Here is a 25658-nt window from a genome sequence, read left to right on the forward strand (position 1 = left end):
TCTGTCGAAGGCAAAACCGTCCCCGGCCGGCTCCCCCAGGCGCGGGGAACCGGCGAGAAACACTTGCCTTGGACGGTTTTGGCCTAGCGGTCCTGCTTCAAGAGGCGCAGTTGCTCCGGGGTCAAACGCGAGAGCAGTTCGGGATTGAAGTTCTGCCCATGTCCCACGACCTGCACGCGATGCCTGGGGTCATAGCGTGTCGCATCGGATCGCGCGCCTGGCGCGGGCGACGGCGGTCGCTCGCCTCCGGTCGACGGCTCGTTGCCGAAACCCACCACGCGTACCGTGAATATCGACGGCAGGTTCTGGCGGACCGCGGCGCGCTCGCGCTGCATCACGTCCTGAGCCGCCGTGGCCGACGCGCTGGCCGCCTGGCTGGCGTTGGTCAACGCCGAGACATTCACCGTGGCCGCCACCGGCAAGCCCGTCGCCTTGCCCTGCACTTGAATGTTTTCCGCATTGACGACCCGCAGCGCCGCCAGGTTCGCGTTGCCCGACACTCGGATCCCCGCCTCGCCGGCGTCGATCGTGCCGAGCGGCGCGATCAGATCGACGTCGCCGGGCGGCACTTCCGGAATCGGATTGAGCGTGGCGATACCGGCACCGGTGCTGGGTACCTGCGGCGAGAGCACGACGTTGCCCACGTCGTCGTACACGCGCTTGGGTGGCGTGTAGACCAGCGTGGTCTTGCTGCCGCGTCCCGCGTTGATGTCACCCTCGGCCGACCACGCCAGGATGCCGCCACCGAAAGTGGTCATGATCCGCGAGAGACCCAGCAGGATGCTGCCCTGGCTGTAGAGCTGGATGTCGCCATCCCCCTGGGTGATCAAACCCGAGGTCGCAGGCGGCGGTTCCCCCTGCACGCCCACGATGATCTGCCCGCCGGGCACCAGTGCCTGGATGCCGCCGCCGAACTGCGTCTGGATGCCGGCCGCACCGAAAGCGGTGTAGTCGCCACGGCGCGCGATGGCCCTCCCCTCGGCATCGGCTTCCGGGAACAACGTGGCGATCGCCTGGCGGCCGCGCAGGTAGCTCTGGAAGCGCGGGCCTTCCTTGTCGTTGTACTCGCGGCCGCCGGCCAGCAGCTCGGCGTAGTAGACCTCGCGCAGGAAGATGCGCTGCTGCTCGGCCGGCAGCGCGGCGAAATAGGCCAGCGCGTCAGTGCTGTCCGCCGCGGCGTAGCCGAAGCGTTCGCCAAGCCAGTTGGCCAGTTCTTTCTGGTAGGTGTGCGCCACTTTGCCCGGCTGGCTGGCCAGCGGCAGGCCGGAAACGATGTCGGCCTGTCTGGACGGGTCGAGATACAGCGCGGCCAGGGCCGCCCAGTCCGCCCCGGTCGCATTGAAACCCACCTGCGCCACGATGCCCGCGCCCGGGCGAGTGTCGCCGGGAATCACCGAGCCGATGCTCTGGATACTGCCCTGGTTGCCTTGGTAGAAGTTGCCGCCGGTGGTGATTTCCAGTGTGCCGGGGCCGGCCATCTTGACGTTGGCGTAGAAGATGTCGCCCCCCGCCTCGATGATCGACACGTCGGTGGCATTGGCGTTCATGAGATAACTGCCGACGCCTTCGTAGACGCCGGTACCCCACACGCCGAAGCCCACGATGTCCTCGCCTGCGCGCACTTGCGTGGCCTTGGCCAGCAGCCAGGAAGCGGCGGTCCCGGTCTGCCGGTTGCCGGCCTGATAGCCGCCCAGCACCAGGCCGATGATGTCGCCTCCGACCGCGTACAAGCGCACAGGGTCCGGATCCGCCGCGTGCAGCGCGCCGGTGGGCGCATCGGCGGCCTGGAAGGCAAAGTAGCCGCTCTTGGGAAAGTAGCGGCTGGGCCCCCCCTCATAGGCAGGGGGGCCGATGGAGACCAGCGTGTTGGTGCCGCAGACGCAGGCCGGATCAAGGGGGAAGTTGACCAAATCGCCGGTGAAGCCGAGGGGGGCCATTACCCAGCCCGGCTTGAAAGGGTTGGGCAGTTCGTTGACGCCGGTGCGCGCGCCGGAGAGACCTAGCCTGGCGCCGGCGCTGCGGGCGGCCGCGTGGATCGAGTCCGCGGCCAGGAGCTCCAGTTGGCCGGTGGGCGCAGGCAGCAACTCATAGGTAAGGACGCTGTTGCTCAGTTCCGAGCCATAGTAGATGCTGCCGCTGCCGGCCACTGCCCGGAACTGGCCAGGCAGGTAGGACACCTGGGAATAGGTCATCCCCTGGTTCTGGTTACCGTTGAACGGCACGAGCTGCCCCCCCGCCGAGAACAGCGCGACGGCGGTGTCCGGCGTCCAGAGCGAGAACCAGGTGCGGTCAACGCCGGTCCTGGCCGGATTGTCGAGCAGGCTGCCCGCGAAGCTGTAGATGTCGGGACTGGCGAAGCTGCCTCCTTGCAGATAAGTGGCCTGGACCATGCCGGCATCCTGCCAGCCGGACAGCACCAGATCGCCACGGGTCCGCACGCTGACCGTACCGTCGCCCGGCACCAGCACGGGCCCCGTGATGAGGTTGCGCACGGCATAGGCCGTGTAGTTGTCGGCCGCACGCGGATCGAGCCCGTTCGTGGTGCCCCAGGTCCGGGCCAGGCTGCCGATCTGCGCGGCACTGATGCGGATGTCGCCGCGCAGATCGACCAGCTTGCCGTTCATGCTGCCGGCGCTGGAGACACTGGCCTGCGCCGCGTTGAGGCCGCCGCCGATTTTCAGGGTCAGGTCGCCGCCGCCGGTTTGTACCAACGTGCCACCGGTCACGCCGCCGTCGGCGTTTTTGGTCACCTCGGTGACACGGCCCGTGGCGCCCACGGCCAACACGAGGCCGCCGCTGACGGTGTCCACATACGGATTGGACGGCGACAGCAGACCGGCATCACCGCCAGCGAGCAGGGTGACATTGCCTCCACCCAACGCGCCGAACCCCTGGAAGCCGACCACGCCGGCGTGAGGGATGGTCGTGCGTGTGTCGGCGTCGTAGTGGGCGCCGAAGGCCGCATAGGTGCCGAAATTGACACCCCAGGCGGTGGCATGGCCCATGCCGTCGGCGCCTTGGCGCCAGAGCCAGGCGGCCACGTCGTTCTGCACCAGGCCGCCGCTGCTGCTCGTTGTCCACTGATAGCCGGACACATCGCCCTGGGCCACCAGCAGGAAGTCGCCGCCGTGATCGGGGAACCACAACACCTGTTGCTCCAGCGCGGCGTCGTAGTCCGGCAGACCGGTCAGGCTGGCGCGCGGCAGCATGTAGGCCTCGTTGCCTGAAGCCAGGTTGCTTTGGGTGCCGGCGGTGTACACGCCGAAGGGCGAGCCTTGCGAAAAACTCCCGCCGGCGAGGATGTCCAGGTCGCCGGTGCCGGTTCGCAGCACGCTGAAGATGGGGAGGCTGGTGCTGGCGGAGATGCGCTCGTCGCTCAAGGTGACGTTGCCCCTGCCCGCCAAGGCCTCGGAGGATGCCAGGGCGCGGGTATCGGCCGCGGCCAGGTCGGCGCCGCCGACCAACCGCAGGGACGCCGACTCGCTACCGGCCGCCAGCATCGGCGCCACCGCCCATACCGGACGACGGCTGGTGGCATACACGTTGCCGGCGGCCATGGTGCCGGCAGGCAGCACCGTGCCGGCGGCCAGCGCAAGGCCGCTGCCCAGGGTATAGCCACCGGCCAGCACCAGCGGATTGCCCGCCTGCCAGGTGATCGCGTCGATATAGAAATCGAAAGGCAGCGCCGCGCCCGCGCCGATCGTGCTGCCGCTGGGCAGCGCCGTACCGGCCGGGATCAGATCGCCGATCTCGAAGGTGCGGCCGGGGGTGACGATGCGCCCGGTCGCCGTCATCGCGGCGGCCAGCGCATAGTCGGCCCCCAGTTTCACCGGCTGCGGCAGCGCCCGGTTGGCCATGATCTTGGCGCCGTCCTTGAGCAACAGATCGGCGTAGCCGGAGCTCGCGGCGCTCAGGATGGTGCCGGCATGAATGGTGGCGCCCGCGCCCAGCGGATAGTAGAAGGTCTCGCCCGGGCCGAAGGTCCAGCCGTTGTAGTTCCAGTCGTCGACCCGGCCGGCCACGACCGTGACCGGTTGGAGCAGTTCACCCCAGGCGTTCAGGCCACCGAAGATGGAGCCGATCTGCGATCCCCACTGGTCGACATAGTTCACCCCCAGAATGATGGTTTCCGGCGCGGCCTGCCCCTGCGGAAGCACCTGGGCGCGCCGCAGCTCCACATCCATCGGCAGGATCGCCCCCGCGCCCAGTTTGCTGCCGGTGGCCAGCGTCACGCCCTCGGGCAGGGTGTAGTCGCCGGTCAAGGCCTTGCCGGCTTGCAACAGCAGTGGACTGTCGTCCGGCGTCCGCTTCGGCAGGCCAAAGCCGTCCGTGATGCTGCCGTGGATGGCGAGATCGCCCTCGGCACGCACCACCAGCGCCAGCGGTTCGCCCGCGCCATAATCGGCGGCGTCGGGGTTGCGCACGGCCCGCGGGCCGTAGCGATAGCCGGCAAGATTGAGATCTCCCTTCACCGTCAGCTTGCCGCCCGAAGCCTCGCTGCTGATGATTTCCACACCCGGGCGCAGGTGGTAGGCATCGCCGTAGGCCTTGAGACCGGCAAGGCGCGCCTGCAAGACCGTGCTGGCCTGCGCGTTGGCGTAGAAAACCCGGTTCTGCGCATCGATCTGGTCCAGGCCCAGCGCACCGGCCGGTACATTGTCGGCGGTGTTGTCCTGCACGATGCTGCCGGCGGCATCGGTGGGCGCATAGGTCCAGAAGCCATTGACGGCGATGCTCCTGGCACCCCGCACGTTCACGCGGCCGGCGGCGTCGATCAGCACCTCGCCGCCGGTTTCGCTGGCGCGGCGCGCGTTCAACGTAACGCGACCGTCGCCCACGCCCGGCGCCGACACGTCCAGCGTGCTGCCATCGTCCAGCCGCAGCCAACCCTGGGCCGAGGTCAGCTCGACGATGCCGCGATTCTTCGCCTCGATGGCCTGGCCATGGCTGTCCACCTGCAGGACCGTACCGTGGGCGTCGAGCACGGCGCCGCCGGTCAGGCGTAGATCGTCGCGGGCGGCCAGGCGGATGCTGCCGGGTTTCTGGCCCGAGGCATCGATCCTGCCGTTGACGGTCAGACTGCCGCCGTCGACCGAAAGGGTGACGGCCTGCGCCTTGATTTCGTCACCCACGCTCAGGTTGCCCTGCTTGAGGGCAAAGGCGCGCTCACCGGTGAAGCCGGCGGCGGTCAGCATGGTGTTGAGCGCGGCGAAGTCGGCACTGAGATCCGTGGCCCGGTCGCCGATATGCTGCGCGGCCAATTGAAAACCGCCGTTGGCGTGGCCTTCGCCCCCCGCGCCCGCGAGCGTGCCTTGGAGCTGGATCCGCCCCTTGGCCGCATCCAGCGCGGTGACGCGCAGGCTGCCGGCGTCGGCGCCGACTGTCTCGTCCGCCGAGACGTCGATGGTCGAACCGGCGTGCTGCACGATGTTGCCATGCAGGGACACGATGTCCACGTCGCCCCCCCAACTGTCGCGGGTCACGTCAAAGAAAGTGAGGCGGCGGCCGGAGACGTCCAGCAGGCTGCCTCCGGCCAGGGTCACGTCCTGGTCGGCCGTGAGGGTGAGCTTGCCGCTGGGCAGCAGCACATCGGACGCCACCTCCACCGCATGGCCGCGCAGCGCGAGCGTGGCGCCGATGTCGATGCCGGCGTTCGCCGCCGGAGCGGAGCCTGCCGGCGCCGTGACATCCAGCGCGCCGCCCGCGCGGTAGGCGATGACGGAACCCGCCTCGCCCGTAAGCAAAGGGGTATTGAGATGTAGATTGCCGCCGTTGCCCTCGTAGGTCTCGGGGTCGAACCTGCCAGCACCGGGGTCGGCGCCACCTTGATAGACGGAGAGCGTGCCCTTGGCATTGCCGGTGATGCGTTCGGCCGCATTGAAGTTCACATCGGCAAAACCAAGCAGCAGGCGGTGATAGGCAATGCTGGTGTCCGGCTTGGCGGGGGTCGGATTGCCGAGCACGATGGCATTGGCGTCGATCTGGAACATGCCCGCCCCGGTGCCGCCGGCCAGCAGCGCGCCCGGATTGGCCGAGAAATAACGCGTGTCGTTGCCAATGCTGCTGCTGTTGGCGGTATCCACGACTTTCTGGGTGTTGTTCCAGACCAGGGTGTCGGCGGTCAGGCGCACCACGTCGCCTGTTTCGCCGTAGCCGTAGATGGCCGGGCTGTTGAGTACGAGCTGGCCGAGCCGGAACCGGCCCGTGGCCGGATCCAGCGTGTCCAGTTCCACACTGCCGAAGAAATTGATGCTCTGGGCGGCGGAGAGGGAAAGGCTCTGTACCGAAGGCACGCCGGCGGCCGGGTTGCCGGCGAACAGTGTGTCCAGCATGCGCTGGTTCAGGTTCATGCCCGCCGGGAGTGGACCCCGGTCGGCAAGGACGGCGGCCAGCACTTCGTCCGTGCCGATGTTGAAGGACGGCACCGCCAGCGACAGGTTGCGCGTGCCCAGCGTGGGGGTGCCGGTGATGGAAACGCCAAGATCCGAGTAGAAGCCTATGCTCCCTTCGGAGTACAGCTTCACGCCATCGGCCAGTTCGATGTTGCTGCCGAACAGGCCGGAGGGGGCATCCAGCATGAACTCGCCGTTGCTGACCAGCAGCGTGGCGTAGCTGCCGAACGTCGAGGCGACGGCGCCGAAGAACAGGCCGTTGCGGCTGTCCAGCCAGGACCTGCCCTGCCCCAGCGTGTTCAGCGTCACGCCTTCCCGCAGGCTGATCCGGTTGTTGGCCCCCAGCACGATCTGGCCCGCGGTCAGGTTCACCCCTTCTTCGAGCACCAATTGCTGGACCATGGCGGCGCTATTGCCAACGTTGCCGCGCAAAGAGATATTGGGCGCGTTGTAGTCCTTCACGGGGGTGCCGCCCAGCCACAGATTGGGGGCGGCCAATGCATCGAGATCACGAGCGGCGACGGTGATGGTGTTGGCGTCGTTGCCAGTGCCGCCGGACTCGCCGGTGATGACGAGCCTGCCCTGCGGCCACGGCGAGAAAGCGCCCCCCGGGGCCGCGGTGAGCATGAAGTGGCCGGCATAGCCGCCTTCGGCGGCGCTGAAATCGGTCGCGCCATGCCAGACCAGCGCGCTGTTGGCCGGAGCGTCCGCCTTCGCGCGGGCGGTGAACCGGAACTGGCCGCCGTCGGCCTCCAGTTGCGGGCGCAAGGTGCCGAAGAGCGCCGTCCGCCTCTGCTGGAAGGCGCTGTAGCCGGTTTCGTTGTAGTTGGACCAGGTGCGCAGCGTGGCACCGTCGGTCAACGTGACAGCGGTGTTGAGGCTGTCCGCCAGGCCGGTCAGCGCATTGCCCTGGCTGCCGGAAACCGTATACGAGCCATTGGGCAGCTTGACCGGATCGGCATGCCTGGCGCCGGTGGCGCCCAGTTCTACACGCCAGGCGCCGGGCAGCAATGCGTAGTTGGCCGGCATCAGCGTGTAGATGCCGGCCGGCAGGCCGGCCACTCCTTCGGGAATGGTGATCTGCTGGCCCGGCTCAGGCACGGCACCGGTCCACGCGGCATAGTAGCCGCCGGCCGGCGGGGCAACGGCCGCCTGCGCGCCCGGCACGATCGCATAGACCCGGCCGCCGGGGTTCAGCGGGGCAAGCAGCGTGTCCACCGAACCACCACGGCCGGTAACGAAGGCACCGCCCGCGAAATAGCCGCCACCGGACACGTCGAGCAGCGATCCGGCTTCGCTGGTGAGCGAAGGCGTGTCGATGTTCAGGCCAAGCGTGCCGCTTATCTGCGGCTGGCCGCCAAAAGTGAAAGGCGCGGCGTACTGGCCGGTAATGAGATCGGCCGGTGGGATGTCGGCGCCGTTCAACTGGTAGCTGACGCCATCCACGGTACCGCCCATGGGAATGACGAGATCGCGGGTACTGATGGAGGTGACGCTGCCGGGCAGCAGGCGCACGCTTTTTCCGGCGACCAGGGTGAGGTTGCCGAAGGGCGCGCGCAGCACGCCGCCCTGCTCGATGATGGCGGCATTCAGGTTGAGCGCACCGAAAACGGAATACGGCAGCGCGGGCAATTCCACGGTGCTGCGGGACAGCGAGAGCGTGGCCGGCGCGCTGGCGCTGCCAGCGGCGATCTCGGCGACGGCGTTGGTCACGGGGTAGATCTGCGCGGCGACGATGCCGAGGTTGCCCTGTGCGCGCAAGGCGGTCAGGCGAGTGGAGCTGCCATTCAACCCCGCATCGAGCGGAGCGCCGGTGGCCGGGAGCAGGCGCAGGTCGCCGGCGCTGTCGAGTACGGTGTCCGCATAGAAAATGCGAGTGGTGTCTTCCGCGTCGATCAGGCGAGCCGCGACGTCGAGGCGGCTGCCGGTCTGGAGCAGGCCCTCGGTGCCGCCGGTGGGCAGTCCCCAGCGCTGGCTGTTGTAATCACCGACGAACAGGACGCCACCATCGAAGAACACATGTGGGGCGCTCAACGAGACACGACCGTCTTCGCGACTGTTGTGGAGCGCGCCCTGGGAAAGCGTGAGGGACTTGCCCAGATCGAGGGTGACGTCGCCGTCGAACACGATGGCGCTGCGCCCCATGAGAGTGAGGCTGTCGAAACCGCCCGCCTGGATCTGCGCCGCGCTGACGCGGGCGCGACCGGGAGTGAAGGCCGGGGCTTCCTGGCCGACTTGCAGGTCGGCCGACAGTTGCGGTGTCCAGTCCTGGGTAAGGGTAAGAATGCGTGCAGGGCGAGCGTTCAGGTCCGTGACATTGGGGTAGAAAGCGGATTCGAGCAGCAGGTCCAGCGCGCCACCACGGGTGCCCGAGCCCCCTGCCCTGGCGTGCAGGTTCCCGTCGAGGAAAAACCCCGAGTAGCTGCTGATGGTGATGGAACCGCCATCGGTGGCGACCTCTTTGCGCTCCCGGCCGGTGGCGACCCCTACGCCGATGATGGCGCTGGCTCCGTCGGCGTTGATTTCCGCGCCGTCGCGCACGACCACATAGGTGCTGCTGGAGAGAACGCCGGTGCTGAACGGGTCATCGGCGTTGCTGCCGCCCAACTGGATGTGGCCCCCCCCGAACACGACACCGTAGGGATTGCCCGCCGCGTCCAGCGCGGTATAGGCGCGACCGGCGGCATCGAGCACGGCGTGCTCGCCGATCCACACCGACACGCCATCGGTGGGGTCGAGGGGCATGTAGCCGTAGTCATTGGGATGAGCGGCGCGATAGGAGTCGAACACATTCATCAACGTGCGCGTGTTGATGATGCCGATATGTCCGCCAGGCGCGGACAGCGTCCCTTCGACCTGGATCTGGCCCCGGGAAGTCAGGTCGATGCCGCGGCCCGGATCGACGCTGATGCGGGCGTTCTCTCCGACGATGAGGGCGCCGCTGGTCAGCGGATCGACCGGCCTGCCGGAAAGGGGAAGGCCGGGAAGGCCGCCGGTCAGAGCGACATCGGCGCCTGCGCGCTGCCTGAGCGTGCCCTTGGCCTGGTTTTCCGCGAACAGCGGCGGCAGCGCGAGTTCCGCCGCCCTGGCCAGCGCGTCGCCGGCCAGGGACTGCGCCTGCGCCGTATCGTTGAAACGGTAGACCGGCATGGCCACGTCCATCTGCGTGCCGGGCTGCACGATCAGGCCCGCGGCGCCGCTCAGGTCGTACGCCGAAAAGCCCTGCTGGAAGAAGGCGTTGGCGTCGACGATGTCGAAGGTCGGCAAGACTTTGGCCTGGACCGGCAACACGGTGCCGCGCGAAAGCACCGTGCCTGAACGCACGCGCAGATCGGCCGTGAGCGTGGTGCCGGCGGCATAGGTGGCGGTGCGCGGATACGGAATGTAGAGCGGTCCGGTGAAAGCATCGCGCGGCAGCACGTAGCCCGCAGGAAAGGCGCCCTGGAAAGAGGTGACGATGAACCCGGCCGGCACCCGCTCGCCGGTCAAGTACCCCTTCTGGACGTTGGTGACCGGATCGATGGCCCATACGTTGCCACCATAGGGTGAAGCGAGCGGCACCACCCAACCATTGGGACCGATCACGGGGCGGTGTTGCGGCACGACCCCGATCAAGTCGAGGACGCTCCCGGGGATTTCTTCACCCAGCGGCACCCACTGGCCGGAGGAGACATTCAAGGTGACCGGCAGCGTGTAGCCCGCGGGAAGGGTGAAGGCCTCGGACACCGTCAACTCGAACGGTGCGGTTTCTCCCGGGGCGAGCAGGCCGCGGGTTTCGGTCAGGGTGCCGCCGATGGAAATGGCCGCCGGGGTGACGACGCGGAGCTTGCCGCCCTTGCCGAAGCCATACGAGGCGATCTCGCCGCCGCCATCGATCACCAGACCGCCCGCGCTGAGGCTGATGTCGCCGCCATTGCCGCCCAGCGTGGAACCGCCGGTCCGCAGCGCGCCGCCGCCTGAGGCGTCGATGCGCGAGCCGGACTCCAGCGCCAGCTCGCCGAACGTGGACAGGCTGACCGAGCCGCCGTTGCGGAAGGCGATGCCCCACGCGCCGGCCGGGTCGAGCACGGCATTGGTCCACAGACCGCGCGTGTCGATGGTAATGCCGTCGGCCACGGTCAAGGGCAGCGCATCGCCGTACGCCGAGACACCGACATCGATCTTGACCGTTCCCCCGCGCGCGGTAATGGAGCCTTGCAGATCGACGGCGCCGGCGAAGTTGAGCGCGCCGCCGGGCGCCAGCGCGAGGTCGTCGCCGAGGACGATGCGCCCTCGTGTATCGACCTTCAGGCCCCCCAGGCCCGCGGCGTTGATACGGGCCAGATCCGCCCAGAACAGCTTGACGCCCGCGTCCGAGGGCGCGTCGGGCGCGGACGCCGCCAGGCTGACGTCGGCCTGCCGCTGGAGGCGCGCAATGCCGGCGATTTGCGGATCCAGGGTCGGATCCCAGGTCTGGAAGACCAGCCGGCCCGCCAACGCTGCCTGGGTCTGACTCAGTTTGTAGCCGTCGCTGACCGTGGCCGGACGGACATCGGTCTGGCGCATGCCATTGAACACGGAGGCATCGATGTCGCCGGCAAGCGAGGCCGCCTGTGCCCAGATTTCCAGCTTGCCGGCGTCGCGACCGACGGTGTAGCCGTTTTCCAGGCGCTGCTGCGGGGCGATGATCGGGCTGTAGTAGTTCTGGGTAACGCCCCAACGTTCGCTCGTGCTCTCGAACCCCACGTAGACCCCGCGATAGACGAAGCTGGCAGGCGCAAGTCCCGCCGTGTAGAGCTTGCCGTCCGCCCCCTGGAGCCAGCTTTGCCGCACGTAGCCGGTGGCCACGTCAACCGAGCCGCCGGCGATGTTGACCAGGGACCCGGCCGCGGTGACGATGCTGTCGGTGACGAGGTTGATGCTGCCTCCCTGCGCCATCCACTCTCCGATACCGTGGCCGGCGTTGCCCAGATAGCCGGAGACTTCGAGCAATCCGCCCGCGGTGTAGTAGCGGTCGCTTTCGTAGCCGTCGGTGCCGGCAGGCACCAGCACGAGATCGCGACGGTCGACCCAGAGATTGCGGTTGAACAGCCTGCCGGCGTCACGGTTCAAAGGCGCATCGCGTAGTTCGTTGCCCTGCACGTTGACCTTGATGTTGTTGCTTTCCATGGCGACGTTGACGCCCACGGCGCCGGAAACATCGAGGATGGCTCCCGTATCGGCCGCGATGGCACCCGGGTTGTAGACGGGAGTCTGTTTCGTGCCAGACCCACTGTTGCCGGAGGTGACGGCAAGCTGGCCGCCGGTGGCCAGCGTGAGGCTGCCTCCCCCGAAGCCGACCATGCCGCCGCCGACGATCTCGATGCGCGAAAGATCGCGGCGATCAGCCAGCGCGGAGTAGTTGTCGAAACTCCCCGTAGTGCCCGCAACGGCGGCGGCACTGATGCGCTGCTGGTCCAGCGCGGCGGACTCCTTGATGAGCGCATCGCGCTGCGCGTCGAGCGCCGTGGCTCCGCCGTCGTCCTCGAGCAGCACGGCCGTCGTCGCGCCCTCGCCCAGCGTCACGCGGGCGCGCGCGTCGGTCGCCGAGTTCAGCAAGTGGATGCTGCCGCGCGCATTCACCGTGGAGCTGCTGACCGCGACACCATCCTGCCGCACCTCGCGCCCGGCCAGCGTGATGTCGCCTTCGCGCGCCGCGATCAGGCCGCTGTTGGCGACCCGGCCCGCCGGATTCGGCACGGGCCTGCCTTCGCCATCCACGACGTCGGCGTTGAACTGCGGCATGATCTCGCTGCCGCGCACGGTGGAGAACGAATTGGCGTCGGAACTCGCCCCCTTGCGGATGACGAACCTGTCACCGGCGGCGAGCAGGGCCTGGCCCTTGCGAGTGACGATCTCTCCGGCGTTCTCCACTTGCGTGCCGAGCAGCATCACATAGCCTCCCCCATCGGTCACGGATCGAGGCTCGTCGGTGGTGATCTGCGCGCCCCGCTCCACCCTCACGGCACCGTGGGCATCGGTGAAGGTCGGCGTCGTGGCGGTTGCGCCGTACACGCCGTTGATCTGGAACTGCGTGTCGGTGATGGTGGCGGCGGCCGCCACCAGATTGCGGACATTGACCTGGCTGCTTCCCTCGAACACGACGCCGTTCCGGTTCGCGATCAGCACCGTGCCGTCGGCCTTGATCCGGCCCTGGATCTGCGAGGGCCGCGCCAGCGGGTCGTTGACCTTGTTGAGGATCGCCCAATCCTTCTGTTGCTGGAACTCCACCGTGGTGTTCTTGCCCACATTGAAGGTCTCCCAGTTCAGGATCGCCTTGTCGGCGGTCTGCTGAATGCCTACCGTGGTACGCCCGTTGGCAACGGTCTGCGCCGGTGCCTGCGCGTTGAGCCACCCCGCCGTGAGCGAGTTCCCATCGACCTTCAGGCCGCCTTCGGCCAGGCCATCCGGCACGGACTCGCCATTGGCCAGCGCCTCGGCGCGCATTTGCGCCTGGAGCGCCTGCTGGGCGGCAATGGCCCGCGCCGCCATGTTCAGGTTGTTGATCGAGGTTTGCAGTTTCTGCCGTGCCGCCACCGACTGCTGCGACGGATTCGCCAGGCTGGACGCCGGCATGCCGTTGGGCAGCTTGCCGGTTGCGGCCGCACCCGCCTGCGCGGCCCCCTTGGCGGCGAACCATGCCGGGCTGAACGCCTGTTGCGCCTGCGCGCCGCCAGCCATGCCACCCGCCGCCAATGCCAGCGCGATCGGCGCCATCGCAAAACGCCGTTCGGATCCACGGGGAGTCGCTGTACGTTTGAGGTCAGGGTGACTGCCGCGATGCGCGTGCTTCATGGGAGATATCCGCCAGTAGGTTGGAATCGATGCCGTCAGACTGTCGGCGCAGCACGCCCACAGAGATCGGTCCGTCTATCTGGAAGACACGCAGCAACCGCGCAACCCGCTAAATATTTTCGACGGCTTCCGGAATCAGCGCGGCCATGCGGCCACTCAACTGAGAACCAGCACCCCGGCGGGAAACGTCCGCGCTTGCAAGTCGAAAGTATGCTGGAGCTGGACGATGGCCTCGTCCAGGACAGCGATGCGAAAGCGTCCGCTTACCGGCTGCTCGCGCTTGGACACCGCCATCAGCACTATCCTGCCGGGTCGATAACGATTGATCTCGTCCACCACCTGTGCCAGGGGCCTCTGCCTGAACAACAGCTCGCCACGGCGCCATGCCGACACCTCGTCCAGCTCGATGCGGGCCTGAAAACCGATCGACATGGCGTCGTAGATCGCCTGCTGGCGAGCCTGCAACTGGCGAATGCCGGCGGGGTGCTCAACACGCACCGATCCTTCGACGCAGGTCACGCACACACTGCCGGCCAGATTCCGCACCTCGAAGCGACCGGACTCCGCCACCGCCCGGCCCGCACCCGCGACGACGTGGAAAGCGGTGCCGACTCCGGCCAGGTCGATCGCGGCCTCACCGGACAGCAGATCGATACCGGGGATCTCATCGGCCGCTGTCCGTCGACGGATACGGGTGTTGGTATTGAGGGTGATGCGAACCCGTTCGGTCCACGCGATGGCCTGCTGTTCGCCCGTGCCGGTACGATAGTCGGCGCCCCATTCGCCCGGCGCCGGCCACAGGCCGAGCGGCGGATACGCCACCGCGACGCCCGCAATCGCCGCCGCACCGGCGGCCGTTCCCAGGAACGCACGGCGGCTCACCCTCGGGCCTTGCATCATGCGGTCGTGCCTGGCCGCGATCTTCGGATCGGTGCGCAGCAACTCGCCGATCACGGGCCTCATCGCCTGCCACTGGCGCCTGGCGTCCTCGAAGGCGGCGGCGTGCGCGGGGCTGGCGTGCTGCCAGCGCTTGAATGCCTGTAGATCCACCTGCCTGACTTCCCCGACGGCCAGACGGCTCAACCAGATACGGGCCTCCTCGCGGAGCGCATCGGTGGTTCCCTGGCCGGTGGTCGTGGAAGGCATGAAAATCGTCATCCTGTCATGTCATTGGGTCATCTGCGTCCCGCATGCCCTTCCCTCTTCTGGAAGACACTTGGCATCGCCCAAACCCGCTATTTATTTCTTTCGGCCATGCGAGCCGCACAATAATCATTGGCACGCTTGAGTTCAAGCTCGACCGTGCGCAGCGACACGCCGAGACGCCTGGCCACCTCTTTCTGCGCCATTCCTTCCCATCGCACCAACAGCAGCACGTCGCGACGGCGCTCGGGCATGCGCCGGATGATCTCCAGCAACGCCGCCATCTCCGCGCGCGCCCCGACGGTTTGCTCCGGCCCCGGGGCCTCATCAGCCACATCCAGCAGCGCCTCGACCTCGGGGCCTGGCACGATGCTGCTGTGGCTGCGCAGGTTGTTGAGCGCCACGTTCACCGACATCCGCAACAGGAAGCCGCGCGGGTTCAATACCGGCGCCTGGTCATGCAGCCGGTGCACCCGCAGCCAGGTGTCGTGCAATGCGTCATCGGCCAGCTCGGGATTGCGCAAGTGCCGCGCCAGGCGCCGCCGCAGATCACCGTAATGGCGCGACAGATATTCCAGCAGCAGGATCCGGACTTCTTCGGACATGGCTACACCGCTCCCGCGTCGCAAGCCGGGGCACTCTCGTGCGGCGGCAGAATCAGCAAAGTGACGGGTTGCGCCAGTTCCGGCGGCGGAGCGCGGCCGACACGGACACCGGCGACGACCTCGACCAGCGCCGCATCCCGCCGCCGGTCTCCGGTGGCGCCCAGCAACCGGACGCGATGGACGTGCCCGGTTGCGTCGACCTCGAAGCGCAGCAGGGATTGATCGTCATGCCGCATCGTGCGCGGATCGGCGCACAGGGCCTGCCACACCCGCGCCTGCAGAAGGCCGTCATAGGCCAGCAGATTGGCGCGCGCAGCGATGCGAGCCGCCTCGGCGTCCGCCCGCTCCTTCGGACTCGCCGGCCTGATCACCAGCGCATCGGCCTGTGCCGTGGCGACCTCCTCCGCAGCCAGCCCCGTGCCTTCGAGCAGCAGGTGAAGCGCGTCAACGGACCGGTATCGTCCGCGCACCGGCGAGGCGGTGCGGCCGGCGGCCAGGGTACTGCTGAACAGCGCCGACCGCCCCGAGACGACGGCGAACCGGTCCAGCGCATCCGCGAGCGGCAACGCGGGGATATCGAACTCGATCACCGAAGCGGCCGGCGCGGCCTGATCGGCCGCCTGCGCCGGGACCGATGCCAGCAATGCGCCTGTCACCCCCAGAATGACAGCGCATCGACTCAAGCGGGCCGCTTGCACGGACATGTCGGCGGGTCATCCTCGCGCTTCCCATCGCCGCGCGCGCAGCCAAGCCCACGGTAGTGCCGCGGGCACAATGACAGAGAGCGAGATCGGCTCGGCAAGATCGGCACACCATTCTGGAATGGTGCCATCCTGCCCCGAGGGCATGACGGGTTCATGACACATCCGGGGAGCCGCTACGCTTGCCGCTGCGCGGCAGCGCTGCCCCCCGGACGTTTTGTCTTGGGGCGGCCCGGCGGCAAAAAAAGGAGCCGAAGCTCCTTTTCTTCATCACCACGACCCGTGGCGGTCAGAACGGCATCGCCGCCGCGCTTTCCGTGCTGCTTCCCGTGCCCGCATTGCAGAACGTGGGGTCGTACTGGTAGACCCACGTGGTCTTGGGGATGGCGTTGGACGAAGTCCACGAACTCATCTGCGTCATGGTGTTGAAGATGAGTTCCGAACGCTGCGTGACCTTGTTGGTGAAATCGCCGTCCTTTTCCTCGACCGTGAACGAAGCCTCGGCCACCACCGGCGCATTGTCGTTTTCATTCATGTACCAGAGCGAGACGGAAAAATCGGCGCCCTGCTGCCCCAGGTCGCTGTTCGGGCCGCCGTAGGTTTTTTCCCAGACCGAGAGATTGCCCACGATCACCAGCGGATCGTTCGGGATCACGGTCAGCCCGGTCGCCTTGGAATACAGGTCCGTCACATCCTTCATCTTGTTCAGGTTCTTGCTCGTCGAGAAATCCTGCTTGGTCGAGCGCGAGTAGGCTTCGACCGAGGCGGTCTTGTCCATTTCGAACTTGGACTTGGCGCCCGACTGCGTACCCTTGATCGTCACGCCGGCAGCCGCGGATTGCGACGTCGAGCGGAATTTCAGGGTCGACTCGCGGTTGCTGTCCACGCGCTCGCGGAAGGAATAGGATTGCGCGCGCAGCTGGCAGGTGCCCGGAGAGTCGTAGAAGCGCACGGTGCGCTCTTTGTCCTTGGCGAAGCTTCCGCCTATCGTGCGATCGAAGCCGGCCGAGGTCAGGGCCGCCTTCAGGTCGGTCAGGTACGCGTTCGACGCGACCTTGGGCTGGTTGGCGAACAGCGCCGGGTTCAACATGACCTTGTATTCCCGCGATGTGGGCACGTCGGCGTGAGCCCACCCCGCCATCGCCATGGCCGCCAACACCACCCCTGTCTTCATCCAGCGCATGCTTTTCCCCTTTATGTGCGTTCATCGCACTCGCACAAGATGATCAGGGATTCACGTTTCAGCTCTGTTGCGCGCCATGACGCACGGACTCCGGAGGCAAAACAAAAAGCCCGGACTTCGCTGGCGAAATCCGGGCCTTCTACAATTCTGGAGCGGGAGACGAGTCTCGAACTCGCGACCTCAACCTTGGCAAGGTTGCGCTCTACCAACTGAGCTACTCCCGCGTTTTTCTCGCGTTTTTCGTTGCGAGAAAAGAACTATAGCAAATAAAAAATATTGCTGTCAAATCTTGCCAGGGCATGCGTTTCCGCCCCCCTCCCGGCAACGACATCCGGGTGTGCTGGCCGTTCACCACCGCCTCGGGCGCCGCCCCGGCGAACCGGTGCGGCGCCCGGCGGTGCGGCGATTACTGCAGGGTGCGGGTGAAGACGAAGTGTCCCTCGCTCCAATCCACGGGCACCACGTCCTTCGGGCCGAACCGGCCTTCCAGGATCAGCTTGGCCACGGGGTTCTCGATCTCCTGCTGGATCGCGCGCTTCAACGGCCGCGCGCCGAACACGGGATCGAAGCCGGCACGCGCGATCTGGGCGATGGCCTCGTCCGAGACCTCCAGCCGCATCTCCATCTTCGCCAGCCTCTCGCCCAGGCGCTGCAACTGCACCCGCGCGATGGACTCGATGTGCTTGGCATCCAGCCCGTGGAACACCACGACCTCGTCGATCCGGTTCAGGAACTCCGGACGGAAATGCTGCTTGATCTCGTCCCACACCACGGCCTTGATCACGTCGTACTGCTGTCCAGCCATGGCCTGGATCTGCTGCGAGGCGAGGTTGGAGGTCATGACGATGACCGTGTTGCGGAAATCGACCGTGCGCCCCTGCCCGTCGGTAAGCCGCCCGTCGTCCAGCACCTGCAACAGCACGTTGAAGACATCCGGATGGGCCTTCTCGACTTCGTCGAGCAGGATCACGCTGTATGGCTTGCGCCGCACGGCTTCGGTCAGGTAGCCGCCCTCTTCATAGCCGACGTATCCCGGCGGCGCGCCGATCAGGCGGGCCACCGAGTGTTTCTCCATGAACTCGCTCATGTCGATGCGCACCATGTGGTCGTCGGCATCGAACAGGAACCCGGCCAGCGCCTTGGTCAGTTCGGTCTTGCCCACGCCGGTCGGGCCCAGGAACAGGAACGAACCGTAAGGACGCTGCGGATCGGACAGGCCGGCGCGCGAACGGCGGATGGCGTCGGACACCAGCCGCACGGCCTCGTCCTGGCCGATCACGCGCTCGTGCAGTTTCTCTTCCATGTGCAGCAGCTTGGAGCGTTCGCCCTGCAACATCTTGGAAACGGGAATGCCCGTCGCCCGCGAGACGACCTCGGCGATTTCCTCGGCGCCGACTTCCGTGCGCAGCAGCTTGGGCTTGTCGCCCGCCTCGGCCGCCTTTTCGTCGCCTTCGGCGGACTTCAGGCGGGCTTCCAGCTCGGGCAGCTTGCCGTACTGCAGCTCGGCCAGCTTGTCGAACTGGCCCTTGCGCTGCAGCTCGCTCATCTCGGCGCGCACTTTCTCGATCTCTTCCTTGATCGACTGCGCGCCCTGGACAGCGGCTTTCTCGGCCTTCCAGACTTCTTCGTAGTCGTTGTACTCGCGTTCGAGCTTGCCCAGCTCTTCCTCGAGCAGTTGCAGGCGGCGCTGGGAAGCCTCGTCGGTTTCCTTCTTGACCGCCTCGCGTTCGATCTTGAGCTGGATCATGCGGCGGTCGAGCTTGTCCATCACTTCCGGCTTGGAGTCGATCTCCATGCGGATGCGCGCCGCGGCCTCGTCGATCAGGTCGATGGCCTTGTCCGGCAGGAAGCGGTCGGTGATGTAGCGGTTGGACAGTTCGGCCGCGGCGACGATGGCCGGGTCGGTGATGTCCACGCCATGGTGCAGTTCGTAGCGCTCCTGCAGGCCGCGCAGGATGGCGATGGTCGCTTCCACGGACGGTTCGCCCACCAGCACTTTCTGGAAACGGCGTTCGAGCGCGGCGTCCTTCTCGATGTACTTGCGGTACTCGTCCAGCGTGGTCGCGCCTATGCAGTGCAGCTCGCCGCGCGCCAGCGCCGGCTTGAGCATGTTGCCGGCGTCCATCGCGCCTTCGGCCTTGCCCGCCCCGACCATGGTGTGGAGCTCGTCGATGAAGACGATGTTCTTGCCCTCGTCCTGCGCCAGTTCCTTGAGCACGGCCTTCAGGCGTTCCTCGAACTCGCCGCGGAACTTGGCGCCGGCCAGGAGGCCCGCCATGTCGAGCGACAACACCCGCTTGCCCTTCAGGGACTCGGGCACCTCGTCGTTGACGATGCGCTGCGCCAGGCCCTCGACGATGGCGGTCTTGCCCACGCCGGGTTCGCCGATCAGCACGGGGTTGTTCTTGGTGCGGCGCTGCAGGATCTGGATGGTGCGGCGGATCTCGTCGTCGCGGCCGATCACCGGGTCGAGCTTGCCCTGCCGGGCCCGCTCGGTCAGGTCCAGGGTGTATTTCTTCAGGGATTCGCGGTTGCTTTCGCCTTCCTGCGAATCGACCGGCGCGCCGCCGCGCACGGCATCGACGGCGGCCTCGAGCGCCTTGCGCTGCAGGCCGGACTCGCGCAGCAGGCGGCCGGCCTCGCCTTTGTCATCGGCCAGGGCGAGCAGGAAGAGTTCGCTGGCGATGTAGGTGTCGCCGCGATTGGCCGCTTCCTTGTCGACCTTGTTGAACAGGGACTGCAGGTCCCGGCTGATCTGGATGTTGGCGTCGCTGCCCTGGACCTGCGACAGGCGGCCGATGGCGGCATTGACCGCGGGGGTCAGCTTGCTGACGGCCACGCCGGCGCGCGCCAGGAGGCTGCCCGCGCCGCTTTCGGCGTCGGCCAGCAGCGCCGCCAGGACGTGCAGGGGTTCGATATAGGGATTGTCGTTGCGCGCGGCCAGGCTCTGGGCGTCGGCCAGGGCCTGCTGGAACTTGGTGGTGAGTCGGTCGATTCGCATTGTTTTCACGCCAATAAGTGGGGGGCCCCGGGCCCGGATACATTGGATGTGAGGTCGATTCGAACGGTTTCAATCCCCCTACCTCGCGCAGGGGGATAGAAGGTTATACCACCCCCCTTGCCGATCCGGGAGTCCCTGGCCGTTACCGGGCGGCTACCCCCGCAGCCGGTCCAGTGCCTCGTCCAGCCGGTCCACCGCCCAGACCTCCATGCCCTCGATCGGCTGGCGCGGCGCGTTGGCCTTGGGGATCAGCGCCACGCTGAAGCCAAGCTTGGCCGCTTCGCGCAAGCGCTCCTGGCCGCGCGGTGCCGGCCGGATCTCGCCGGCCAGGCCCACTTCGCCGAAGGCCACCATGCCGCGCGGCAGGGGCCGGTTGCGCATGGAAGACACGATGGCCAGCAACACCGGCAGGTCGGCCGCGGGTTCCGTGATGCGGACACCGCCCACGGCATTGACGAACACGTCCTGGTCGAAGGCCGCGGTGCCCGCGTGCCGGTGCAGCACCGCCAGCAGCATGGCCAGCCGGTTGCCTTCCAACCCCACCGACAGGCGGCGCGGGTTGGGCGCGTTGGCCGAGTCCACCAGCGCCTGGATCTCGACCAGCAGCGGACGGGTGCCTTCCTGGGTGACCATGACGCACGACCCCGACACCTGCTGCTGGTGCTGGGACAGGAACAGCGCGGACGGGTTGGCGACCCCTTTCAGCCCGCGGTCGGTCATGGCGAAGACGCCCAGTTCGTTGACCGCGCCGAAACGGTTCTTGAACGCGCGCACCAGCCGGAAGGACGAATGGGTGTCGCCCTCGAAGTACAGCACGGTGTCGACGATGTGTTCGAGCACGCGGGGCCCCGCCAGCGCCCCTTCCTTGGTGACGTGGCCGATCATGACGATGGTCACGCCCGTCTGCTTGGCCGTGCGGGTGAGCTGGGCCGCGCACTCGCGCACCTGGGCCACCGAGCCCGGGGCCGAGCTGAGCTGCTCGGAATACACCGTCTGGATGGAGTCGATCACGGCCACTTCGGGCGTGGTCTCCGCCAGCGCGGCCTGGATCGCTTCGAGCCGGATCTCGGCCAGCAGGTCGACATTGCCGGTCTCCAGGCCCAGCCGGCGCGCCCGCAGCGCGACCTGGTCGCCGGACTCCTCGCCCGTCACGTACAGGACCCGGCGGCTGGCCGACAACGCGGCCAGCGCCTGGAGCAGCAGCGTCGACTTGCCTATGCCCGGATCGCCGCCGATCAGCACCACCGCGCCAGCCACCATGCCGCCGCCCAGCACGCGGTCGAATTCGTCGATGCCGGTGGGAAATCGCGGCATCTCGCGGGCCTCGATGTCGGCCAGCTTGCGTACCGGCGTGCTGCCCGCCAGCGGCGCGTAGCGGTGCCCGGCCGCGGCGCCGGTACTGGCCGCCGCCACGGTTTCCTCCAGCGTGTTCCAGCCGCCGCAATGGGGGCACTTGCCCTGCCACTTGGGCGACGTGCCGCCGCACTCGGTGCAGACGTAGACGGTCTTGGCCTTGGCCATGGTCACTCCTCGAAATGCATGGGCACGCGCGGAGCGACCGCGCACAGCAGTTCGTAGCCGATGGTGCCGGCGGCGGCGGCCACGTCGTCCACCGACAATCCCTCGTCGCCCCACAGGGTGACCGGGGCGCCGGCCTGGGCCTGCGGCACCGGGCTCAGGTCGACCGCCAGCATGTCCATCGAGACCCGCCCCAGCAAGCGGGTGCGCACCCCCGCCACGACGACCGGCGTGCCGGTGGGCGCGTGGCGCGGATAGCCGTCGGCATAGCCGCACGCCACCACGCCCACGCGCATCGGGCCCTCGGCCCGGTACATGCCGCCGTAGCCGACGGCGTCGCCGGCCCGCAGCGCTTGCGTGCCGATGAGCCGCGACTTCAGCGCCATGGCCGGCGCCAGTCCCAGCGATGCCGCGCTTTCGTCGGCGAAGGGCGTGGCGCCGTAAAGCGCGATGCCGGGCCGCGCCCAGTCGCCCGCCACTTCCGGATAGCGCAGGCTGGCGGCGGAATTGCAAAGGCTGACCGGGCCCGGCAGGCCTGCCGTGGCCCGGCGGAACACCTCCAGTTGGGCCGCGACCCCTTCTTCCGTATCGGCCGTGGAGAAATGAGTCATGTGGCCGACCTGGCCGAGCATGCCGGCCGCCTGCAGCGCGGCGAGCTCGGCATGCGCGCCGGCATAGGCCTGCGGCGCGAAGCCCAGGCGGTTCATGCCGCTGTTGAGCTTGAGAAAGACATCCACGCGGCGCGTCAGCCGGGCCTGGCGCAGCAGCGCCAGCTGGTCCGCATGATGCACCGCCGTGGTCAGGCCGTATTGGCCGACCACGTCCAGGTCGGCGGCTTCGAAAATGCCTTCCAGCAGCAGGATGGGCCCCGTCCAGCCGGCTTCGCGGCAGCGCACGGCCTCGGCGAGGTCCAGCATGGCCAGGCCGTCCGCCCGCGCGAACCCGGCCACGGCACGCTCGATGCCATGGCCGTAGGCATTGGCCTTGATGACGGCCCAGATCCTGGCCATGCCGCCCGCGGCGCGCGCGGCATCGAGGCGGCGGCGGACGGCATCCAGGTTGTGGGAAAGCGCGTGGCGTGAAATGCGGGCGAAGATGGGACGAGGCATGGCGCTGGGCAGACCGGCGCGGCGCGCCGGGATGGCAAAAGGAAAGTGTAGCCCTTGGGCGCGAGACGCGCAGGACATCCCTGTCCACGCCGTCTTCACGGCGAACCGGTATCATCGGCGCCGGAAATCACAGATCTTGCCATGTCCGCCGGTCACTACGAAAACTTTCCCGTCGCCTCGCTGCTGCTGCCCCCCCGCCTGCGGACGGCGGTGCTGGATATCTATCGCTATGCGCGCGCCGCCGACGACATCGCGGACGAGGGGGACGCGTCCGACCAGGAGCGCCTGGCCGCGCTGGCGCGTTTCGACGCGGGACTGGACCGCATCGAGAATGGCACGCTGGCGCAAACCGCCCCGCATGACGATCTGGCCGCGATCTTCGTCCCGCTGGCCGCCACCATCGCCCGCCACCGCCTGCCGCTCTCCCCTTTCCGGCGCCTGCTGTCGGCTTTCGCCCAGGACGTGGCCGTCAAGCGCTACGCCGACTTCGCGACCCTGAACGACTACTGCCACCGCTCGGCCGATCCCGTGGGCGAGTTGATGCTGCACCTGTACGAAGCCGCCACGCCGCGCAACCGGGCCTGGTCGGACGCGATCTGCACCGGGCTGCAACTGACCAATTTCTGGCAGGACGTGGCCGTGGACTGGGCCAAGAACCGGGTCTACCTTCCCCAGGAAGACCTCGCGCGCCACGGCGTGACCGAGGCCGACATCGCGGCGGGCCGATGCTCGCCGGCCTGGCGCGCGCTGATGGCCTTCGAGATCGGGCGGACCCGCGCGCTGTTACACTCGGGAGCACCGCTGGCCCGGGCCCTGCCGGGGCGCATCGGCTGGGAACTGCGCCTGGTCGTCCAAGGCGGGCTGCGCATCCTGGAGCGCATCGAAACCGGCGGGTACGACATCTTCCGGGCCCGGCCGGTACTGAAGAAAACCGAGTGGCTGAAGCTTGCCTGGCGCGCGCTGCGCATGCCGCAGGCCATGCCCGCACCCCCTCCCCATCATGACGCCTGACCAGTACTGCCAGGAGAAGGCCGCGCAGAGCGGCTCCAGCTTCTACTACAGCTTCCTGTTCCTGCCGCCCGAGCGCCGGCGCGCCATCACCGCGCTGTACGCGCTGTGCCGCCAGCTGGACGACACGGTGGATGACGCGGGAGACGCCTCCGTCGCCCGCCTGAAGCTGGCCTGGTGGCGGACCGAGATCGAGCGCCTGTTCGACGGCAAGCCCGAGCATCCCGTCACCCAGGCCCTCGCTCCGCACCTGGTGGCCTGCGGTATCACCCGGGAACGCCTGCTGGAGATCGTGGACGGCATGGAGATGGACCTCGACCAGACTCGCTACCTGGACTACCCCGCGCTGCAACGCTATTGCCGCCTGGCGGCGGGCGTCGTCGGCGAGCTGTCGGCGGGCATCTTCGGCTACGCCGATACGCAGACACTGGCCTACGCCGACCGACTGGGCCTGGCGTTCCAGCTCACCAACATCATCCGCGACGTCGGCGACGACGCCCGCAAGGGCCGCATCTACCTGCCGGTCAACGAGTTGCAGCAATTCGACGTCAAGGCGGCCGATATCCTGAACGGCCGCTATTCGGATAATTTCTCGGCCCTGATGCGTTTCCAGTGCGAGCGGGCGCGGCGCACCTACCACGAAGCCTTGGCGCTGCTGCCGGCCGAGGACCTCCGCCCCCAGCGCCCGGGCCTGATGATGGCCGCCATCTACTACGCGCTGCTGGACGAGATCGAACGCTCGGGCTACCAGGTGCTGCACCAGCGCATTTCCCTGACGCCGCTGCGCAAGTTCTGGCTGGCGTGGAAGACCTACGTGACCGGCGGCCGGGCGCTGCACCGGCAGATATCGCGTTGAACGTCGCCATCGTCGGCGCCGGATGGGCGGGGCTGTCGGCGCTCGTGCACCTGGCCCGAGCCGGCCATGCCGTCACGGTGTTCGAAGCGGCCCGCACCCTCGGAGGCCGCGCACGGCGGGTCGAGCGCGCCCATGGCTTCGAGACGCCACTGGACAATGGCCAGCACCTGCTGCTGGGCGCCTATCGCGACACCCTCGCACTGATGCGAGACCTGGGATTGGATGTCGAACGCGCTCTGCGGCGCCTGCCGCTGACGCTCCAAAGTGTCGACGCTCGCCTGCGCCTGCGCGCGCCGCGCTGGCCCGCTCCCTTCCACGTCGCCGCCGCGCTGCTGGCCGCACGCGGCCTGGCTCCCGCCGACAAGTTCGCCGCGCTGCATCTGATGACAGGGCTGCGCCGGGCCGGCTGGCAAGCAGCGCCGGGCGAAAGCGTCGTCGGATTGCTGGACCGGTTCGCCCAGCCAACCCGCTTGCGCCAGGCGCTGTGGCACCCCTTGTGCCTGGCCGCGCTCAATACCACGCCTGACCAGGCCTGCGCCGAACTGTTCTGCGCGACGCTGCGCGACAGCTTGGGCGGCGGCGCCAAAGCCTGCGATCTGCTGCTTCCCAGGCAGGATCTCTCGGCATTGTGGCCGGACGCCGCTGCCCGCCTGGGCCGGCTGCGCAACGGCTGTCCCATCCGCCATCTCGAAGCGTCGGACAAGGGGTATGCCATCGACGGCGCAGGCTACGACGCCATCGTTCTTGCCGTGCCGCCCTACGCGGCGGCCCGCTTGCTCGGCACCTTGCCTGCAGATCACCCCGCGCGCCCTCCCGCCCTGCTCGCCGCGCTGCGAGCCTTCGAGTACTCGCCGATCGCCACGCTTACCCTGCGCCTGGACGGGCCATACCGATTGCCGCTTCCAATGATGATGCTGCGCGAAGACACGGCCAGGAGCCATGACGGACAGTGGGTGTTCGACCGCGGAACCCTGCTGGGACTCGAACCGGCGCACGGCGAACTGGCCATCGTGGTCAGTTGCGCCGACCCGGCGCTGCGACGCCCAAGGCAGGCGACCGAAGACCTGCTGCTGGAGCAGTTGCGGGAGCAACTAACCGCCGGACGACATGCGCCGCTGCCGAAGATAGCCGCCTCGGCCTGGATAGTCGAAAAGCGCGCGACCTTCCTGGCCCGCCCGGGGCTGGCAAGGCCGCCCAACACGACCGGCAGCCCCAAGCTGATGCTCGCGGGAGACTGGACGGATACGGGCTACCCTGCCACGCTGGAAGGAGCGGTCCGCAGCGGGAAGCTGGCGGCGCAAGCGCTGATTGCATCCGGTTGACGGTCCG

11 protein-coding genes and 1 tRNA gene are annotated in these 25658 nt (G+C 68.0%); 3 read left to right on the forward strand and 9 right to left on the reverse strand.

Features of this window, described 5'->3' with window-relative positions:
• Window positions 1-83: 83 nt before the first annotated feature.
• From AC1Q6E_RS05315 to alr, 9 genes are all read right to left on the reverse strand, one after another.
• A complete protein-coding gene (locus AC1Q6E_RS05315; RefSeq protein WP_492572339.1) occupies window positions 84-13127 on the reverse strand; it encodes a filamentous hemagglutinin family protein in 13044 nt (4347 codons plus the stop codon).
• Between the two features lie 234 nt (window positions 13128-13361).
• Entirely contained in the window at window positions 13362-14351 is a 990-nt protein-coding gene (locus tag AC1Q6E_RS05320; RefSeq protein WP_492572340.1) for a FecR family protein, read from the reverse strand.
• An 89-nt stretch (window positions 14352-14440) separates the two neighbouring features.
• Window positions 14441-14953 carry an RNA polymerase sigma factor gene (locus tag AC1Q6E_RS05325; protein WP_492572341.1) on the reverse strand — a complete coding sequence of 171 codons (513 nt, stop codon included), beginning with the start codon at window positions 14951-14953 and terminating at the stop codon, window positions 14441-14443.
• 2 nt (window positions 14954-14955) lie between these two features.
• Window positions 14956-15657 (reverse strand): hypothetical protein, encoded by a 702-nt coding sequence (locus AC1Q6E_RS05330; protein ID WP_152797487.1) that lies wholly within the window; start codon window positions 15655-15657, stop codon window positions 14956-14958.
• A gap of 286 nt (window positions 15658-15943) precedes the next feature.
• Window positions 15944-16837, reverse strand: coding sequence for a hypothetical protein (locus AC1Q6E_RS05335; protein ID WP_152797486.1), 894 nt, complete (start codon window positions 16835-16837; stop codon window positions 15944-15946).
• Between the two features lie 148 nt (window positions 16838-16985).
• Window positions 16986-17061, reverse strand: a tRNA-Gly gene (locus AC1Q6E_RS05340).
• Window positions 17062-17243: 182 nt separating this feature from the next.
• Window positions 17244-19838: an ATP-dependent chaperone ClpB gene (gene clpB, locus AC1Q6E_RS05345; protein WP_152797485.1), complete on the reverse strand. Its 2595-nt coding sequence runs from the start codon at window positions 19836-19838 to the stop codon at window positions 17244-17246.
• Window positions 19839-19991: 153 nt separating this feature from the next.
• Window positions 19992-21359 (reverse strand): DNA repair protein RadA, encoded by a 1368-nt coding sequence (gene radA / locus AC1Q6E_RS05350; protein ID WP_296561232.1) that lies wholly within the window; start codon window positions 21357-21359, stop codon window positions 19992-19994.
• Between the two features lie 2 nt (window positions 21360-21361).
• Window positions 21362-22465 (reverse strand): alanine racemase, encoded by a 1104-nt coding sequence (alr, locus tag AC1Q6E_RS05355; RefSeq protein ID WP_152797483.1) that lies wholly within the window; start codon window positions 22463-22465, stop codon window positions 21362-21364.
• Between the two features lie 141 nt (window positions 22466-22606).
• Between alr and hpnC the strand changes: the two genes are divergently transcribed.
• From hpnC to hpnE, 3 genes are read left to right on the forward strand one after another with little or no spacing between them, the layout of a single operon-like run.
• Window positions 22607-23476, forward strand: a complete 870-nt coding sequence (hpnC, locus tag AC1Q6E_RS05360; RefSeq protein WP_492572342.1) for a squalene synthase HpnC — start codon at window positions 22607-22609, stop codon at window positions 23474-23476.
• Complete coding sequence (gene hpnD, locus AC1Q6E_RS05365) at window positions 23466-24329, forward strand: presqualene diphosphate synthase HpnD (protein WP_296561238.1); 864 nt, start codon at window positions 23466-23468, stop codon at window positions 24327-24329. The genes hpnC and hpnD overlap by 11 nt, the downstream gene beginning before the upstream one ends.
• Window positions 24326-25651: a hydroxysqualene dehydroxylase HpnE gene (gene hpnE, locus AC1Q6E_RS05370; RefSeq protein ID WP_492572343.1), complete on the forward strand. Its 1326-nt coding sequence runs from the start codon at window positions 24326-24328 to the stop codon at window positions 25649-25651. Before hpnD ends, hpnE begins: the two co-directional genes overlap by 4 nt.
• The last annotated feature ends 7 nt before the right edge of the window (window positions 25652-25658 follow it).

The sequence above is a fragment of the Pigmentiphaga sp. MLSB6-MA01 genome (assembly GCF_058793475.1).